The sequence below is a fragment of the Cupriavidus sp. 01L43 genome (assembly GCF_056399925.1).
Genome location: NZ_JBFTSH010000012.1, coordinates 1 through 16,593, shown reverse-complemented (window position 1 = coordinate 16,593; position 16,593 = coordinate 1). Strand labels below are relative to the sequence as shown.

Here is a 16,593-nt window from a genome sequence, read left to right as displayed (position 1 = left end):
ACCGCCGGCGCGAGGCCGGCTTGTGCTGAATTGTTCACATTATCGTTCATGACCGGCGCGACAGCACCACGAGGTGCCGTTCCGCATCCAGTTCCGGCACCGTCAGCTTCGGTACCGCCTCCACCTGCCACGTCGCCATCAGTCCAGCAGCTTCCATGCGATCGATCTCCGCCTGTGGATAAATACCCTTCATCGCGATCAGCTTCCCGCCCGGCGCCAGCAATTGGCCAGACAGGCTCACGAAATCGGTCAACTCCGCGAACGCCCGCGACGTGATCACGGCATAGCCGCTGGCGTCCTCGAGCTTCTCCACCGGGCCCCAATGCGCGGCGGCGTTGGACAGCCCAAGCTGCGCGCGGCACTGTGTCAGGAACGCGGTCTTCTTCTGGACGATGTCGACCATCAGCACGGACACGTCCGGACAGGCAATCGCCAACGGCAGCCCGGGCATGCCGCCGCCGGAGCCGACGTCGAGCACCCTGCCCCGGGCCGGCTCGGCCGCATCCGTGGCGCGCGCGGCTTCCGCCAACGCGGGGACGGCCGTCAGCGAATCGAGCAGATGGTGCGTGAGCATCTCGTCAGGATGACGGATGGCGGTGAGGTTGTACACGCTGTTCCACTTGCGCAGCAGCGTCAGGTAGGCGAACAGCGTGTCGATCTGGGCCGGCGCCAGTGTCAGGCCGATGGCCGCCAACCCGGCTTCCAGGCGGCGGCGTTGCGCGGCGTCGTCGATTGCGGGGTGTCGGGGGCCGCCCACTCAGGCAGCCTCCTGGCCGTTGCCGGCCGGCGCGGCAGCGGACGCACCGCGTCCCATGCCCTTCTTCTTGAGGTGTACCAACAGCAGCGAGATCGCGGCCGGCGTGACGCCCGAGATCCGCGACGCCTGCCCGAGCGTTTCCGGACGATGCTGGTTCAGCTTCTGGCTGACCTCGAAGCCCAGCCCGCGCACCTCGGTGTAGTCGAAATTAGGCGGCAGCTTCGTCGCCTCGTTGGCTTCCAGCTTGTCCACCTCGGCGGCCTGGCGGGCGATGTACCCGTGGTACTTCACGCCGATCTCGATCTGCTCGCGGATTTGCTCGGCCAGCATCGGGTCTGCATCGAGCACCCCTTCCGGCGCATGACGGCCATTCTGCATCGCCATCAGTGCCTCATAGGTGACCTCGGGGCGACGCAGCAGATCAGCCAGCGAATACTCGCGCTCGATGGCCTTGCCGAGCAGCGGCACGGCGTCAGCCTCGGGCAGCAGCGTCGGGTTGACCCACGTGCTCTTCAGGCGCTCTGTTTCACGTGAAACAGCGTCGCGCTTCCGATTGAAGGCGTCCCAGCGGGCGTCATCGACCACGCCCAGTTCGCGCCCCATCTCGGTCAGACGCATATCCGCGTTGTCTTCGCGCAGGCTCAGGCGGAATTCGGCACGGCTCGTGAACATCCGATACGGTTCGGTCACGCCACGCGTGATCAGGTCATCGACCAGCACGCCGAGGTAGGCTTGGTCCCGGCGCGGCGTCCAGGCATCGCGCTCGCGCACAAAGCAGCCCGCGTTGATACCAGCCAGCAGGCCCTGCGCGGCGGCTTCCTCGTACCCGGTCGTGCCGTTGATCTGGCCGGCGAAGAACAGCCCCTGGATCGCCTTGCTCTCCAGCGACGCCTTCAGCGCGCGCGGATCGAAATAGTCATATTCGATTGCGTAGCCGGGGCGCAGGATGTGCGCGTTCTCCATGCCGCGGATTGAATGGACCAGATCGAGCTGCACGTCGAAAGGCAGGCTCGTGGAGATGCCATTCGGATAGAACTCGTTCGTCGTCAGCCCTTCCGGCTCGAGGAAGATCTGGTGGCTTTCCTTGCTCGAAAAGCGATGGATCTTGTCCTCGATGCTCGGGCAGTAACGCGGCCCTACCCCTTCGATCACACCGGTGTACATCGGCGAGCGGTCCAGGCCGCCGCGAATGATGTCGTGGGTACGGCTGTTGGTATGCGTGATCCAGCACGGAAGCTGCTGCGGATGCTGCTCCGGACGGCCCAGGAAGGAGAACACCGGCACCGGATCGAGATCGCCCGGCTGCTCTTCCATCACCGAAAAGTCGATGGTGCGCCCGTCGATACGAGGCGGCGTGCCGGTCTTAAGCCGGCCCTGCGGCAGCTTCAATTCCTTCAGACGTGCCGACAAGGAGACCGCCGCCGGATCGCCGGCACGCCCACCCGTGTAGTTATCCAGCCCGACGTGGATCTTGCCGTCGAGGAACGTCCCCGCCGTCAGCACCACAGCCCGCGCCCGGAAGGCGATGCCAACCTGGGTCATGGCGCCAACCACGCGGTCGCCCTCCACCATCAGGTCATCGACGGCCTGCTGGAACAGCATCAGGTTCGGCTGGTTCTCCAGCCGGGTCCGAATCGCCTTGCGATACAGCACACGGTCCGCCTGGGCACGCGTGGCACGGACGGCCGGACCCTTGCTGGAGTTGAGGATGCGGAACTGGATACCGGACTCGTCCGTGGCCGCCGCCATTGCGCCGCCCATGGCATCCACTTCCTTGACCAGATGCCCCTTGCCGATGCCGCCGATCGACGGATTGCAGCTCATCTGACCCAACGTCTCGATGTTATGGCTCAACAGCAGCGTCTGGCAGCCCATACGGGCGGCGGCAAGCGCGGCTTCGGTGCCGGCGTGACCACCACCGACGACAATGACATCGAACTCTTTCGGGTAAAGCATGGGACACCTCCTCCGGGAGGCTGGGCGGGAAAATTCAGGATGCCGAATTATAGCGGCAATCCCATGAGGGACTTTGGTCGGACACCATGTTTCACGTGAAACATGGCGGGTGCGGTACATGGTGGGAGGAAGTGTTTCACGTGGAACACAATCTGTGATCTCCGCCACGCACGTCATTTGTGACGTATTTGATGCATTTTTTGCGTCGCAACATGACTCGGCGCATGATCTTGGACTCACCAGACAGGAGTTCAGTCATGAGTTTCCAGGATTCACGGGGTCTTCACATGCTGCCGCAGGCGCCAGAGGAAGCGTCGTACTACACCTATGGAACGCCCCGCGCGGGCCTGGGGCAATACGCGCATCCGAATATGCTGTCGTTCTTGTTCAACCTTGAGTTCAAATGGGGCCGGCACGATGATCGGAAGCTGGGATTCGGGAACATTAGTCTCGCCGACAGCACCTATTTCGAAGGCCACAAATCGCATAGGGATGGGCTGGATATCGACATTCGGCCCGTCCGTAAGGACGGGAAACACATGCCAGTCGAATACCAGCAAGCGGCCTATGATCGTGCCGCCACACGCCGACTCGTCGAGCTCATTTGGCAATGCGGACACGTGGATTATGTGTACTTTAACGACCTCACAATCCCACGGGTCGTCCGGAAGCCATTCCACGATAACCATCTGCACGTTCGTGTCCGAGGATAAGGACAATGAGATATCAAATGGCTATGGTCCTGGTCGCCACATTGCTGGGCGTGGCGGCAGTGAGCGCTGCAGCTTCGGCGTGGGAGTACGAGTTTCGTCCAGCAAAAGTGGAGTACGTTGTATATGGCGGCTATCTTGGCGACACGATCCCGCCCAGCAAAGGCGACACTAAGATTTCCTTTTTGATCTCGGGTAGCGCCGCCCGAGAGATGTTCAACGCCCTTGGGCCGGACCGGCCTGATGCATGCGGTGCGGACGCCTCGACTCGCGTGAGGGAAAAAAGAGAAATTTCTTGTCTACGATACTCTGCCAAGGAATACGTGTGCTACGTCGGTTTCGACTTGAAAACCGGCAAAAGCATCGGCGGCGTCATCTGTTAAGCCCCCAAAGAAAAAGCCCCGCTTCCGCGGGGCCCTTCCCTCTCCGATGTTTCACGTGAAACATCGCAGTACCGCTTTCAAAGCTTCCCGCGGATATACGTGGCGATGCTCGCCGACAGTAGTCCCAGATCCCGCTGGAGGGTCACGAAACCCGCATTGGGTACCTTGGTCGCCTCATCCATATAGAGCGGGCGGCGGATCTCGATCTGGAGGCTGTTGCGGCGCTCGGCGGGGCGGCCGATTTGGGCGATGAGCTGCACACCCTTGTACGGGTCGTTGCGGGCTACGGTGTAGCCCATCTTCCGCAGTTCCCGCTCCACGAGGTTGACGAGGCCGGGCTCACATGTGGTGCCGTCCCGGTCGCCCAGTACGAAGTCCGCCAGCGGGTGCCGGCTCTGGATCTTGAGCCGCTCGTAGGCGTTGTTCGGCATCGAGTGCAGGTTCAAGTGCCACACCGCGCCGAAGCGGCTGTAAGCGGCCTCCACCGCCGACGACAGCACCGCGTGGTACGGCCGGTAATAGCGGTCGATCCGTGTCTGCACTTCCGCTACGGACAGCTTGCGGTCATAGATCGGGGTATTCGCATCCAGCCTGCGCCAGACCAGTCCGTAGCCGAGGCGCGTCTTCTCGCCCGGGGCCAGCGTGGTCGGCCAGGGGCCGTCGAGCAGGTCCGGGTCGAGGTCGTCGAGCATCCGGTTCGGGTCGATATAGACGCGGGGGAAAGTGGCCGCGACCAGCGTCCCGCCGACCTTGGGCACGGCTTCCCACAGCGTGTCGATGTGGGTGTCCTCCCCGCCTCGCAGCCGCGCCAGTGGCACCACCGCGCGGAAGTCGTCCGGATAGAACACGCCGCTGTGCGGAGAATCGCAAACCAGCGGCAGCGGATCACCCTGGGGGCCGGCCAGCGAGAACGGGCCAATCGGGGCGTCGCCCTGTACAGCTTCGAAGGTCGTCATCGCTCAGTCCAGCTTGATGTTGGCAGCCTTGGCCACGCGGGCATAGCGGGCCATGGCCTGCTGGATCTGCGCCTTGAACTGGTCAGGCGTGGTCGGGACCAGCGTACCGCCGGACTCCTCGACCTTGCGCTTGAACTCGGGGTTCTGCATGGCCTTGTGGATGGCGGCGTTGAGCTTGTCGACGATGGCCGGCGGCGTGCCGGCCGGTGCGACGATGCCGAACCAGCCGCCATCGCCCATGTCCTTGAAGCCGAGCTCGTTATAGGTCGGCACATTCGGCAACTGCGACGAGCGTGCCGCGCCCAGCACCGCCAGCGCGCGCAGGCGGCCCGATTTCACGTGGGGCAGCGTGGACGACAGGTTGTCGGTGATCGCATTGACCTGCCCTGCCACGGCGTCATTGAGCGCCAGCCCGGCGCCCTTGTACGGCACGTGCAGCAGGTCGATCTTGGCCAGCATCATGAAGTTCTCGATGTTGACGTGCCCCAGCGAGCCCGCACCGGGCGACGCGAACGTGTACTTGCCCGGGTTGGCCTTGGCCAGCGCGATGAACTCCTGCATCGTCTTGGCCGGCACGCTCGGGTGGACGGCGAACACACTCGGGATGGCAATCACGTTGGTGACCGGCGCAAAGTCCTTGATCGGGTCATAGCCGAGCTTCGGGTAGACGGCCGGGTTCGAGCCGTGCGTGCTCACAGTGGCCATGCCGATCGTGTAGCCGTCCGGCGCCGAGCGCGCCACCTGCTCCATGCCGATGGAGCCGCCCGCCCCACCCTTGTTGTCCACGACGATGGTCTGGCCCAGCTCCCGGCCGGTGAATTCGGCCACCAGGCGTGCCGACAGATCGGTGGAACCGCCCGCCGCGAACGGCACGACAAGCCGGATCGGCTTGTTCGGATAGCTGCCTTGCGCGATGGCGTGGCCGCTGACGGTGGCGCCCAGCGTGGCGGCCATGGCGATGGCGGTCAGCAGGAACTGGCGTCGCGGGGAACGGGCTCGGGTCATGGGATCAAACTCCTCTTTATCGTTCTCGATGGGGATACCGAGCGTCGAGTGTCGGGAGTTTACCGGTCGCGCACAAACGACTATATTGCACGGTTACATTACCAAAGCTCATCCTAACCAAGCGCCCCCCGCGCCCTGCCCCATGCGGCTCCGTTCCCCGTCGATGTCCGAGTTGCACGCGTTCGCCACGGCGGCGCGGCTGGGCAGTTTCACGCGCGCGGCGGAGACGCTCTGCGTGACCCAGGGCGCCATCAGCCGGGCCATCGCGCGCCTGGAAGAACACTTCGGCCAGCCGCTGGTCCATCGCAACGCACATCGGCTGACGCTCACCGAGGCGGGACGAATCTATCTTGAGGCCGTGGCTGGCCCACTGGCCGCCATCGAAGCCGCCAGCGCGGCGATGCTGCAACGGGATCAGGCCCGGCAGCACCACCTCACGCTGTCAGCCGTCCCCACGCTGGCGAGCGTCTGGCTCGTGCCGCGCCTGCCCGACTTTCACCGCCGACACCCCGACATCCGGCTCGACTTCGTGCCCTATCGCCGCAACGAGGATCTCTCCGGGCCGTCGCCCGATGCGGCGCTGCTCGCCGGCGTGGCCGACAAGTGGCCGGGTCTGCAAGTCGACTATGTGATTGGCCGCGAGATGGTGCCGATCTGCCACCCCGCACGGGCCCACGCACGGCACGCGGCGGGAAGATGGCAGCACCCCGCCGATCTGCTCCAGGAACCGCTGCTGTTCCACACCACGGCGCCCGCCAATTGGCAGCACTGGCTCGAAGCAGCGGGCGTACCCAGTGCTGCGCCCCGACTGGCCACCGGCTTCGATCAGGTGTCGATCCTCGTCCAGGCAGTGAAGGCGGACATGGGCGTGGCGGTGCTCCAGCGCTGCCTGGTGCGCGACGAAATCGCCGCCGGCGCAGTGGTCGCACCTTTCGATCTGCCGATCCGGCTGCAGCGTGGATACTTCCTCTGCGCCCCGAAGGAGCGGCGCGACCATGTGGCGCTGAATTGCTTCCGCGCATGGCTGTTGGAGGTGGCGAAGGAGGATGAACTGGATAGATGAGATTTCCTAAGCCAAGGGAAAAAACATCCATCCCGCACATCTACTCCAGCCTGATATTCCCTGCACAAATAAAAAAGCCGGCTCAACGCCGGCTTTCATTCATCCAGGTAACCAACTGTACCTACTTCGTACACTAGGCCGCCTTCTTCGCCAGCCCCAGGTACGTTTCGATCACCTTCGGATTGCTAGCCAACTCGGAAGCCGGCCCTTCCATCGCCATGTCGCCGGTCTCGATCACATAGGCATAGTCGGCCACCTGCAACGCGGCGCGCGCGTTCTGCTCGATCAGCAGCGTCGCTACGCCGGTCTCGCGCAGGTTGTGGATGATGTGGAAGATCTCCTTGACGATCAGCGGCGCCAGCCCAAGGCTGGGCTCGTCGAGCATCAGCAGTTGCGGCTTGGCCATCAGCGCGCGCCCCACCGCCAGCATCTGGCGCTCGCCGCCTGACAGCGTGCCGGCGTCCTGTTTCGCCCGCTCCTTCAGCCGGGGAAACAGCCCGTAGACCACCTCCATCTGATCGAGGTAATTGCGCTCGCCAGCCTTCTTGCGTCGGAACGCGCCCAGTTGCAGGTTGTCCTCCACCGTCATCGACGCGAACAACTCGCGCTTCTCCGGCACCAGGCACATGCCGCGCGCGACGCGCCCCTCCACCGGAATGCCCGCCATGTCATGGCCGAGGTAGCGCACCGCGCCGTTCGACGATCCACTCACCGGCAGCGCGCCCATGATCGCGTTGAGCATCGTGGACTTGCCCGCGCCATTCGGACCGATCACGGTCACGATCTTCCCGGCCTCCACCTTCAGGCTGGCGCCATGCACCGCCTCGACCTTGCCGTAGCGAACATGCAGGTCATCGACTTCCAGAATCAGATTCATCTCATATCCTCACTCGACGCCACCCAGATAGGCTTCCAACACAGCCGGATTCTTCTGGACCTCCTCCGGCACGCCCTCGGCGATGCGCGTCCCGAACTCCATCACCACGAGGCGATCGGTCAGGTTCATCACGAAGTCCATGTCATGCTCGACCAACAACACGCTCATGCCCTCGCCCTTCAGCTTCTTCAGCAGCTCGGCCAGCGCCTGCTTCTCCTTGTAACGCAGGCCGGCCGCTGGCTCGTCCAGCAGCAGCAGCGCCGGGTCGCAGCACAGCGCACGCGCGATCTCCAGAATGCGTTGCTGGCCCAGCGCGAGGCTGCCGGCTTCCATATACATGCAGTCGGCCAGCCCCACGCGCTCGAGCTGCCGGCGCGCTTCGAACAGCAGCTTCTGCTCCTCGGCCTGATTCATGCGCAGAATCGCCGCCGCCACGCCGCCCTGGGGGCGGAAGTCGCCGCGCAGGTGCGCGCCGATGGCTACGTTTTCGAGGACCGTCATCGTCGGCAGCAGGTGCACGTGCTGGAAGGTCCGGCCCACGCCGCGCTTGACGATCTCGCGCGACGGCAAGCCCGAAATCACCTCACCGCGGTACCGCACCTCGCCCCGCGTCAGCGGCAGCACACCCGTGACGAGATTGAACGTGGTGGACTTGCCGGCGCCGTTCGGCCCGATCAGCCCGATGATCTCGCCGGCGCGCACCTGGAAGCTCACGTCGTTCACGGCCACCAACCCGCCGAACTGCTTGCGCGCCGCACGCACGTCGAGGATCAGCTCGCCGGCCTCGGGCTTCTGGCGCACCGGCAGCGGCTGGGCATCGTCCGGCGCCGTCACCGGTGGCCCCGACGGGAACAGCCGGCGCAAGAACGGCCAGATGCCGTCGCTCGCGTATTGCAGCAGCAGCACCATCAGCACGCCGAAGACAATGATCTCGAAATTGCCCGTGGAGCCGAGCAGCTTCGGCAGCAGCCCCTGCAGCACGTCCTTGAGGATGGTCAGGATGCCCGCACCGAGCACCGCGCCCCAGACGTGGCCCACGCCGCCCACCACGGCCATGAACAGGTACTCGATGCCGTAGTTGAGCCCGAACGGCGTCGGGTTCACGGCGCGCTGGAGGTGCGCGTAGAGGAAGCCCGACACGCAGGCCAGCACCGCCGCCACGACGAAGATCACCACCTTCATCCAGGCGGTGTTCACGCCCATCGCCTCGGCCATCGTGCCGCCGCCCTTGAGCGCACGGATGGCACGGCCCGGCCGCGAGTTCAGCAGGTTCTGCATGGCCAGCACGGCGAGCAGCACCACCACCCAGATCAGATAGAACATCGAGCGCCCGGACTGCAGCGACACACCGAAGAACGACAGCACCGGCACGCCATTCAGGCCGTCGTACTTGCCCAGGAATTCAAGGTTGCCAAACAGGAAGAACAGCGAGAGCCCCCAGGCGATCGTCGCCAGCGGCAGGTAGTGGCCCGACATCCGCATGGTGATCAGCCCGATCACGTAGGCGCAGGCCATCGTGATGCCGAGCCCCACCAGCAGCCCGAACCACGGCGACAGGCCGAACTGCGTCGTCAGGTAGGCCGTGCTGTAGGCGCCCAGGCCCACGAACGCCGCCTGCCCGAACGAGGTCATGCCGCCGACGCCCGTCAGCAGCACCAGCCCGATCGCCACGATGCTATAGAGACCGATGTAGTTGCCGAGCGTGATCCAGAACTCGGGCGTCGGCAGCACAGGCAGCAAGGCCAGCACGACGACGAACAACATCGTGAGAATACGATTGCGTGTGGCGGCTGGGGTGCGCGCCTTCGTGCGAGGGTGGATGATCTCCACCGGCTTGTCGGCCACGGGCTTCTCGGTCAGCAGTGTCATGGCTTACTCCTCTTCCTCGACATGCTTGCTGGTCAGCGAGCGCCACAACAGCACCGGGATAATCAAGGTAAATACGATGACCTCCTTGAACGCGCTGGCCCAGAAGGACGAATAGGATTCGAGCAGGCCGACGAGGATCGCGCCGAGCGCGGCCACCGGATAGCTGACCAGCCCGCCGACGATGGCGCCCACGAAGCCCTTCAGGCCCACGAGGAAGCCGGACTCGTAGTACACCGTGGTCAGCGGCGCGATCAGGATGCCGCACAGCGCGCCCATCGCCGCCGCCAGCGTGAACGACAACCGCCCCGCCTGCGTGGTGCCGATGCCGACCAGCCGCGCGCCGAGCCGGTTCACGGCCGTGGCACGCAGCGCCTTGCCCTGGAGCGTGCGCTCGAAATAGAAGTACAGCGCGCCGATCAGCAGCGCCGACACGCCCACCACCCACAGGCTCTGGCCCGAGACACTCAAGGTGCCGATGTCGAAGCGCGCATCGGAGAACGCGCTGGTACGCGAGCCCTCGGCGCCGAACATCACCAGACCCAGCCCCACGAGCGCGAAGTGGACCCCCACGGAGACGATCAGCAGCACCAGCGTGCTGGCTTCGGCCAGCGGCTGGTACGCCAGCCGGTACAGCATCGGCCCGAGCGGAATCACGATCAGCAGCGTCAGGGCGATCTGCGCGAGCATCGGCAGCGGCTGCCCGCCGTACTGCTGCACGACAAGGTGAACGGCCAGCGGAAACACGACGTACTTGCCGGCCAGCACGGCCAGCCGGCGCGGGGCGGTGCGGCGCAGCTCGGCACTACGTACCACGGTCACGCACTCGTAGAGGAACGTCAGCACGCCCATCGCCAGCAGCAGCCACGTGGTCTGCGGCGCGTGGCCGGCCTGCATCGCGGCGAGCGTCAGGGCGCCATACGCCACGAACTCGCCCTGGGGGATGAAGATGACGCGCGTCACCGAGAACACCAGCACCAGTGCCAGTGCCAGCAGCGCGTAGATGGCGCCGGAGGTGATGCCGTCCTGCGCCAGGATGGCCGCAATCGAGAGGTCCATTGTCTCCCCGTGTCTGGGAACGTGTCGTGGAAGGAGGTGCGGCGTTACCAGCTTGGCGGCGCCGCCCTCCTGAACAGGGTCATGCGGGCATCATCACAGGATCCGGCGGACAAAAAAAGGGCGCATGGATCGCCATGCGCCCTTTTTTGCCTCGTGACTCCGCGACTTGCTCCGTACCGCCGGTCGAATGCCGGCTTACTTCGTTTGCAGCTTCCACTTGCCATCCACGATCTGCACCATCACGCGCGCGCGCTGGTCCATGCCGAGGTGGTCGGTGGGGCTCATGGTGATGATGCCGTGCGAGACGGGCAGGTTCTTGGTCTGCTCCAGGGCGTCGCGCAGTGCCTTGCGGAATTCCTTGGTGCCGGGCTGGCCCTTCTTGAGCGCCTCCGGGATCGCGTTCTGCAGCAGCAGGCCGGCGTCCCAGGCGTGGCCGCCGAAGGTCGACACCTGGCCGCCGAAGGCCTTCTCGTAGGCGGTCTTGTAGGTCACCGCCGGCTTCTTCACCGGATTGGTGTCGGGCAGCTGCTCGGCTACCAGCAGCGGACCAGCCGGCAGGAACGTGCCCTCGCAGTCCTTGCCGCAGACGCGCAGGAAGTCGGGGTTGGCCACGCCGTGGGTCTGGTAGATCTTGCCCTTGTAGCCGCGCTCCTTGAGCGTCTTGGCCGGCAGCGCGGCCGGCGTACCCGAACCAGCGATCAGCACCGCATCGGCGTTGGCGCCCATCATCTTGAGCACCTGACCCGTCACCGAGTTGTCGGTGCGCGCAAAGCGCTCGTTGGCCACAACCTTGATCTTGCGCATCTCCGCCACCTTGGCGAATTCCTGCGCCCAGCTTTCGCCGTAGGCATCCGCGAAGCCGATGAATGCCACCGTCTTCACGTTGTTGTTCGTCATGTGCTCGGCAATGGCAGTGGCCATGTGCGAGTCGTTTTGCGGCGTCTTGAAGACCCAGGCGCGCTTGGCGTCCATCGGCTCGATGATGCGGGCCGAAGCGGCCATCGAGATCATCGGCGTCTCGCTCTCGGCGGCGATGTCGACCATCGCGAGCGAGTTCGGCGTAACCGTGGAGCCCACCACCACGTCGACCTTGTCCTCGCTGATGAGCTTGCGGGTGTTCTTGACGGCAGTGGTGGTGTCGGTGGCGTCGTCGAGCACGAAGTACTCGATCTTCTTGCCCGCGATCTCCTTGGGCAGCAGCGTGAACGTGTTCTTCTCGGGAATGCCGAGCGAAGCGGCAGGCCCGGTGGCCGATACGGTGACCCCCACCTTGACCTGGGCACTGGCCGCCCCGGCGAACAGGCTGGCGGCGGCAAGGGCCATCACGCTGGCGCGCTTGAATGTCATCTCGTCTCCTTCGGTTCCAAAAAGGAAAAAGGCATCCGCCGGCTTCCGGCCGGCGGATGCCCTCAGTTCTTGGTTTGGCCCGTTTTTCGGGCTCTATGGCCGGCGCAGCGCTGGCACCAGCGTCAATGTCGGGAACTTCGAAGACCGTCCCTTTTGATTTTCCCGTCCTGCGCGGTTTACCCCCGGATTGCGCAGTTGCATTCCCCGACCGTGCGGTCGGGAATGCGAATCGAGTCTAACACAGCGATTTCGTACGAAAAGGCGGGATTAACCCGCAGCGGCGCGGGCGCAACAGTCAGGGTCGGCCGGGAAAGCCGGCCAGTAGCGGGATTGGGGTCGATGCCGAGGTCAGCCGAGCTGCTTGGGCGTCGGCACGAGGCTGCGGTGCAGGAGCCCGTCGGCCCCGGGGGCGAAGCCGCGCGGCGCGGCTGCGGGATCGGCCAGCAAGCCGGGCGCCAGCCACACCTGCCGGATACCATGCGCGCGGCACCAGTCGGCCAGCACGTCACAGCAGGCGGCGAGGGACGCCGTCGAAGCCGCCGGATCGTCCAGATTGGCCGGCCCCCACCACTCCGCCGCCAGCGCAACGCGGCCGCCAGTGGACAAGCTGTGGATAAGTGTCACCGGTAGCAGACCATGCACCGTGTTGGGGCTCGCCTCGCCGCCCGGGTTTCCGGCATCGGCGATGGCGCCATCGATAAGACAAAGCCCCTGCCCCCCCTGCGCCAGGAGTGCTTCCAGCGACAGCCGGCGGGCGCGGGCCTCGGGTACGGCAAGCGGCGCGCGGGCCATCAGCCAGGCGTCGATCAAGGCGGCGTCGGCAGGGGTGCCGACCCGCACGAGCCCTTGTGGGCGCGAGGAATGCGGGGATGGGTGATCCATGGACAGGAAGGACGGTCGGGAGATAAGCCTGGCGCGCCAGCGGGCGCTACAAATCAAAAAGGCGCTGCCAAGGATCACCTGGCAACGCCTTTTCATTGTATTGGCTGCTGCTACCCGACACCGGGTGCGCGCCTGTCGTCTCCTCGCTTCCGCCTCCATTTAACCTGCGAAAACCGTATATGCAATGTAACGAAGCGGTGCGTATGAAACAAGCTAGCAGAAACCCTAGCCCCAAAAGCGGGCATGTCGGCCTGTCATCACTCGCACTTTTACTACTTTTTGCGACTCGTCAGCGCGATCAGCTCGCCCATGATGCCCCGGCGGAACGTCAGCACGCAGATCACGAAGATGATGCCGGTGACCATCGTCACCGACTCGCCGAGCGCGTTGAACCAGGAGATGCCGGTCAGGTGCGCCAGGAACGAACCGATGTCGCCAAGCTTGTTTTCGAGCGCCACCACCACGAAGGCGCCGACGATCGGGCCAGACAGCGTGCCCAGGCCGCCCACCAGCGTCATCAGGATCACCGAGCCGGACATCGACCAGTGCACGTCGGTCAGCGTGCCGAAGCCCAGTACCAGCGCCTTGATCGAACCGGCCAGCCCGGACAGCGCGGCCGAGATCACGAAGGCGAGCAGCTTGAAGCGATCGACATCGTATCCAAGCGAAATCGCGCGCGGCTCGTTCTCCTTGATGGCCTTGAGAATCTGGCCGAACGGCGAGTGCACGGTGCGCACGATCAGCGCGAACGCGGCGACGATGATGGCCAGCGCCACGTAGTACAGCGTGATGTCCTCGGAGAGCGAGAGCACGCCAAACAGCTTGCCGCGCGGAATGCCCTGCAGGCCATCCTCGCCGCCCGTGAACGGCGCCTGCAGGCAGATGAAGAACAGCATCTGCGCCAGCGCCAGCGTGATCATCGAGAAATAGATGCCTTGCCGTCGGATGGCCAGCGAGCCGACCACGTAGCCGATGCCGGCCCCGGTCAGCGTGCCGAGGATCAGGCCCACTTCCGGCGTCACGCCCCAGACCTTCATCGCATGGCCGGCCGCGTAGCCGGCGCCGCCGAAGAAGGCCGCGTGGCCAAACGAGAGCAGCCCGGTGAAGCCGATCAGCAGATTGAACGCGCAGGCGAACAGCGCGAAGCACATCACCTTGAGCACGAACACCGGGTAGGCGCCCGCCATCGGGGCCACGATCAGCCCCAGCAGCAGCAAGCCGTAAAGCACCTTCTTCTGCACACCCACTCCGTTCCTGACGGTTCCGGTGCTCACAGGCACCGCGGTTTGTCCGGTTTGTCCGCTCATCACTTCTCCCTCCCGAACAGGCCAGCCGGGCGCAGCAGCAGCACGATCACCATGATGAAGAACACCACCGTGGCCGATGCCTCAGGATAGAACACCTTGGTCAGGCCCTCGATTACGCCGAGGCCCAGGCCGGTGAGGATGGAACCCATGATCGACCCCATGCCGCCGATCACCACCACGGCGAACACAACGATGATCAGGTTCTGGCCCATCAGCGGCGACACCTGGATCACCGGCGCCGCCAGCACGCCTGCGAAGGCCGCCAGCGCCACGCCGAAGCCGTAGGTCAGCGTCACCATCAGCGGCACGTTGACGCCGAAGGCTTCCACCATCTTGGGGTTCTCGGTACCGGCCCGCAGGTAGGCACCGAGCTTGGTCTTTTCAATCACGAACCACGTGGCGAAGCAGACCACCAGCGAGGCGACCACGACCCAGGCGCGGTAGTTCGGCAGGATCATGAAGCCGAGGTCGGTGGCGCCCTGCAGCGCGTCGGGCGGCGAGTACGGCAGGCCCGAGACGCCGTAGATCGAGCGGAACACGCCTTCGATCACCAGCGTGATGCCCAGCGTCAGCAGCAGCCCGTAGATATGGTCGAGCTTGTAGATCCAGCGCAGCATCGACTTCTCGATGATCACGCCGAGCACGCCGACGATGATCGGCGAGAGCGCCAGCATGACCCAGTAATTGAGCCCGGCGTACTCCATGCCCGCCCAGGCCAGCAGCGCGCCGAGCATGAACAGCGCGCCGTGTGCGAAGTTGATGACGTTGAGCAGGCCGAAAATCACGGCCAGCCCGAGGCTCAGCATCGCGTAGAAAGCGCCATTGACCAGCCCCAGCAGCAACTGGGACAGCATGGCGGGTAGAGGAATTCCGAATATGTCCATTGGCGTCGAGTGCCTGAGTGTCTATCCCCTCCCCCGCCAGCGGGAGAGGGGCGCAAAACCAATGCTTACTTCTTCAACATTGCGCACTTCGACTCGGCAACCGTCGTGAAGGCCTGGTCACCCGGGATCGTTGCCACGACCTTCAGGTAGTCCCAAGGCTTCTTCGATTCCGCCGGCGCCTTCACCTGCATCAGGTACATGTCGTGGATGTTGCGGCCGTCGGCGCGGATCTGCCCCTTGTTGTAGAAGTCGTTGATCTTCATCTTCTTCAGCTCGGCCATCACCTTGTCCGGATCGTCGGTCTTGGCCGTCTCCACCGCCTTCAGGTAGGTGCTGACCGCCGAGTAGTCGGCTGCCTGCAAGCTGCTCGGCATCTTCTTCATCTTGCCGAAGTAGCGATTCGCCCACTTGCGGGTGTCGTCGTTCATGTCCCAGTACCAGCTGTCGGTCATCAGCAGGCCCTCGGTGTTCTTCAGGCCCAAGCTATGCACGTCATTGATGAACATGAGCAGACCAGCGATCTTCATATTCTTCGTGATACCGAACTCCTTGGCCGCCTTGATCGAGTTGATCGTGTCTCCACCGGCGTTGGCCAAGCCCAGGATCTGCGCCTTGGACGATTGCGCCTGGAGCAGGAACGAAGAGAAGTCCGATGCCGACAGCGGATGGCGCACGGAGCCAACCACCGTGCCGCCATTGGCCTTGACCACGGCGGCGGTGTCGGTCTCGAGCGAGTGGCCGAAGGCGTAGTCAGCGGTCAGGAAGAACCACGACTTGCCGCCCTGCTTCACCACCGCGCTGCCGGTGCCCTTGGCCAGCGCCACCGTGTCATACGCGTAGTGCACCGTGTACGGCGAGCACTCCTCGTTGGTCAGGCGGGCCGTGCCGGCGCCGTTGTTGATATAGACGCGCTTCTTCTCGGACGCCACCTTGTTCATGGCCAGCGCCGTGCCGGAGTTGGTGCCGCCCAGCAGCATGTCCAGGCCCTGCTGGTCCATCCACTCGCGCGCCTTCGAGGCGGCGATGTCGGCCTTGTTCTGGTGATCGGCGGACATCAGCTCGATCGGCTTGCCCAGCACCTTGCCGCCATGGTCCTCGATGGCCATCTTCACCGCTTCCAGGCCGCCCGGGCCGTCGATGTCGGCGTACAGGCCCGACAGGTCGGTGATATAGCCAATCTTCACGGTGTCGCCCGACACCTGCGCCGATGCCCCCGTGGACACCGCGCCCAGAACAGTCGCCGCCACAGCCACGGCCAGCCGAGTCATCTTCATGTTTTGTCTCCTGAGTTTCGGCAGCGTGCTCACGCCACCCGTTCCTGCCACCATCAATCGAGTAACCCGCACGCACGAGGGCGCGCGCGGATCAGACCCCAAGCAGTTCGTTCAGCACCGGCATCTTGGCCTGCAGTTCGGCGGCGGCGAAGCGCTCGACGATCTGCCCGTGCTCCATCACGTAGAAGCGGTCGGCCAGCGGCGCGGCGAAGCGGAAGTTCTGCTCCACCATCACCACCGTGTAGCCACCATCACCACCGTGTAGCC

Annotated in this window: 15 protein-coding genes; 3 read left to right on the top strand and 12 right to left on the bottom strand. The window is 64.7% G+C overall.

Annotated features, from left to right (window positions below; translation table 11 throughout):
* Positions 1–46: 46 nt before the first annotated feature.
* Entirely contained in the window at positions 47–757 is a 711-nt protein-coding gene (rsmG, locus tag AC1DP9_RS19045) for a 16S rRNA (guanine(527)-N(7))-methyltransferase RsmG (RefSeq protein WP_477108219.1), read from the bottom strand.
* The gene (gene mnmG / locus AC1DP9_RS19040) at positions 758–2,713 is read right to left on the bottom strand and encodes a tRNA uridine-5-carboxymethylaminomethyl(34) synthesis enzyme MnmG (protein WP_477108218.1); all 1,956 of its coding nucleotides are present in this window, start codon (positions 2,711–2,713) and stop codon (positions 758–760) included.
* 257 nt (positions 2,714–2,970) lie between these two features.
* Between mnmG and AC1DP9_RS19035 the strand changes: the two genes are divergently transcribed.
* Both AC1DP9_RS19035 and AC1DP9_RS19030 read left to right on the top strand, forming a co-directional pair.
* The gene (locus AC1DP9_RS19035) at positions 2,971–3,426 is read left to right on the top strand and encodes a penicillin-insensitive murein endopeptidase (protein ID WP_477108217.1); all 456 of its coding nucleotides are present in this window, start codon (positions 2,971–2,973) and stop codon (positions 3,424–3,426) included.
* A gap of 17 nt (positions 3,427–3,443) precedes the next feature.
* Complete coding sequence (locus AC1DP9_RS19030) at positions 3,444–3,806, top strand: hypothetical protein (protein WP_477108216.1); 363 nt, start codon at positions 3,444–3,446, stop codon at positions 3,804–3,806.
* A gap of 77 nt (positions 3,807–3,883) precedes the next feature.
* Here the strand turns inward: AC1DP9_RS19030 and AC1DP9_RS19025 are convergent, their stop codons facing one another.
* Together AC1DP9_RS19025 and AC1DP9_RS19020 are read right to left on the bottom strand one after the other, a co-directional pair.
* Positions 3,884–4,762 carry an N-formylglutamate amidohydrolase gene (locus tag AC1DP9_RS19025; protein ID WP_477108215.1) on the bottom strand — a complete coding sequence of 293 codons (879 nt, stop codon included), beginning with the start codon at positions 4,760–4,762 and terminating at the stop codon, positions 3,884–3,886.
* 3 nt (positions 4,763–4,765) lie between these two features.
* Positions 4,766–5,767 (bottom strand): Bug family tripartite tricarboxylate transporter substrate binding protein, encoded by a 1,002-nt coding sequence (locus AC1DP9_RS19020; RefSeq protein WP_477108214.1) that lies wholly within the window; start codon positions 5,765–5,767, stop codon positions 4,766–4,768.
* A gap of 142 nt (positions 5,768–5,909) precedes the next feature.
* Here AC1DP9_RS19020 and AC1DP9_RS19015 point away from each other — a divergent pair, with 142 nt between their 5' ends.
* Entirely contained in the window at positions 5,910–6,830 is a 921-nt protein-coding gene (locus tag AC1DP9_RS19015) for a LysR substrate-binding domain-containing protein (RefSeq protein ID WP_477108213.1), read from the top strand.
* A gap of 133 nt (positions 6,831–6,963) precedes the next feature.
* Here AC1DP9_RS19015 and AC1DP9_RS19010 read toward each other — a convergent pair whose 3' ends face one another.
* From AC1DP9_RS19010 to AC1DP9_RS18975, 8 genes are all read right to left on the bottom strand, one after another.
* Positions 6,964–7,707 (bottom strand): ABC transporter ATP-binding protein, encoded by a 744-nt coding sequence (locus AC1DP9_RS19010; RefSeq protein WP_092300369.1) that lies wholly within the window; start codon positions 7,705–7,707, stop codon positions 6,964–6,966.
* 9 nt (positions 7,708–7,716) lie between these two features.
* The gene (locus tag AC1DP9_RS19005) at positions 7,717–9,576 is read right to left on the bottom strand and encodes a branched-chain amino acid ABC transporter ATP-binding protein/permease (protein WP_477108212.1); all 1,860 of its coding nucleotides are present in this window, start codon (positions 9,574–9,576) and stop codon (positions 7,717–7,719) included.
* A gap of 3 nt (positions 9,577–9,579) precedes the next feature.
* Positions 9,580–10,632: a branched-chain amino acid ABC transporter permease gene (locus AC1DP9_RS19000; protein ID WP_477108211.1), complete on the bottom strand. Its 1,053-nt coding sequence runs from the start codon at positions 10,630–10,632 to the stop codon at positions 9,580–9,582.
* Between the two features lie 195 nt (positions 10,633–10,827).
* Positions 10,828–11,979, bottom strand: a complete 1,152-nt coding sequence (locus AC1DP9_RS18995) for an ABC transporter substrate-binding protein (protein ID WP_477108210.1) — start codon at positions 11,977–11,979, stop codon at positions 10,828–10,830.
* A 348-nt stretch (positions 11,980–12,327) separates the two neighbouring features.
* Positions 12,328–12,939 (bottom strand): hypothetical protein, encoded by a 612-nt coding sequence (locus AC1DP9_RS18990; RefSeq protein ID WP_477108209.1) that lies wholly within the window; start codon positions 12,937–12,939, stop codon positions 12,328–12,330.
* Positions 12,940–13,133: 194 nt separating this feature from the next.
* Positions 13,134–14,168 carry a branched-chain amino acid ABC transporter permease gene (locus AC1DP9_RS18985; RefSeq protein WP_369823531.1) on the bottom strand — a complete coding sequence of 345 codons (1,035 nt, stop codon included), beginning with the start codon at positions 14,166–14,168 and terminating at the stop codon, positions 13,134–13,136.
* Complete coding sequence (locus AC1DP9_RS18980; RefSeq protein ID WP_092300384.1) at positions 14,168–15,052, bottom strand: branched-chain amino acid ABC transporter permease; 885 nt, start codon at positions 15,050–15,052, stop codon at positions 14,168–14,170. The genes AC1DP9_RS18985 and AC1DP9_RS18980 overlap by 1 nt, the downstream gene beginning before the upstream one ends.
* A gap of 65 nt (positions 15,053–15,117) precedes the next feature.
* Positions 15,118–16,326: an ABC transporter substrate-binding protein gene (locus AC1DP9_RS18975; RefSeq protein WP_092300387.1), complete on the bottom strand. Its 1,209-nt coding sequence runs from the start codon at positions 16,324–16,326 to the stop codon at positions 15,118–15,120.
* Positions 16,327–16,593 lie beyond the last annotated feature (267 nt).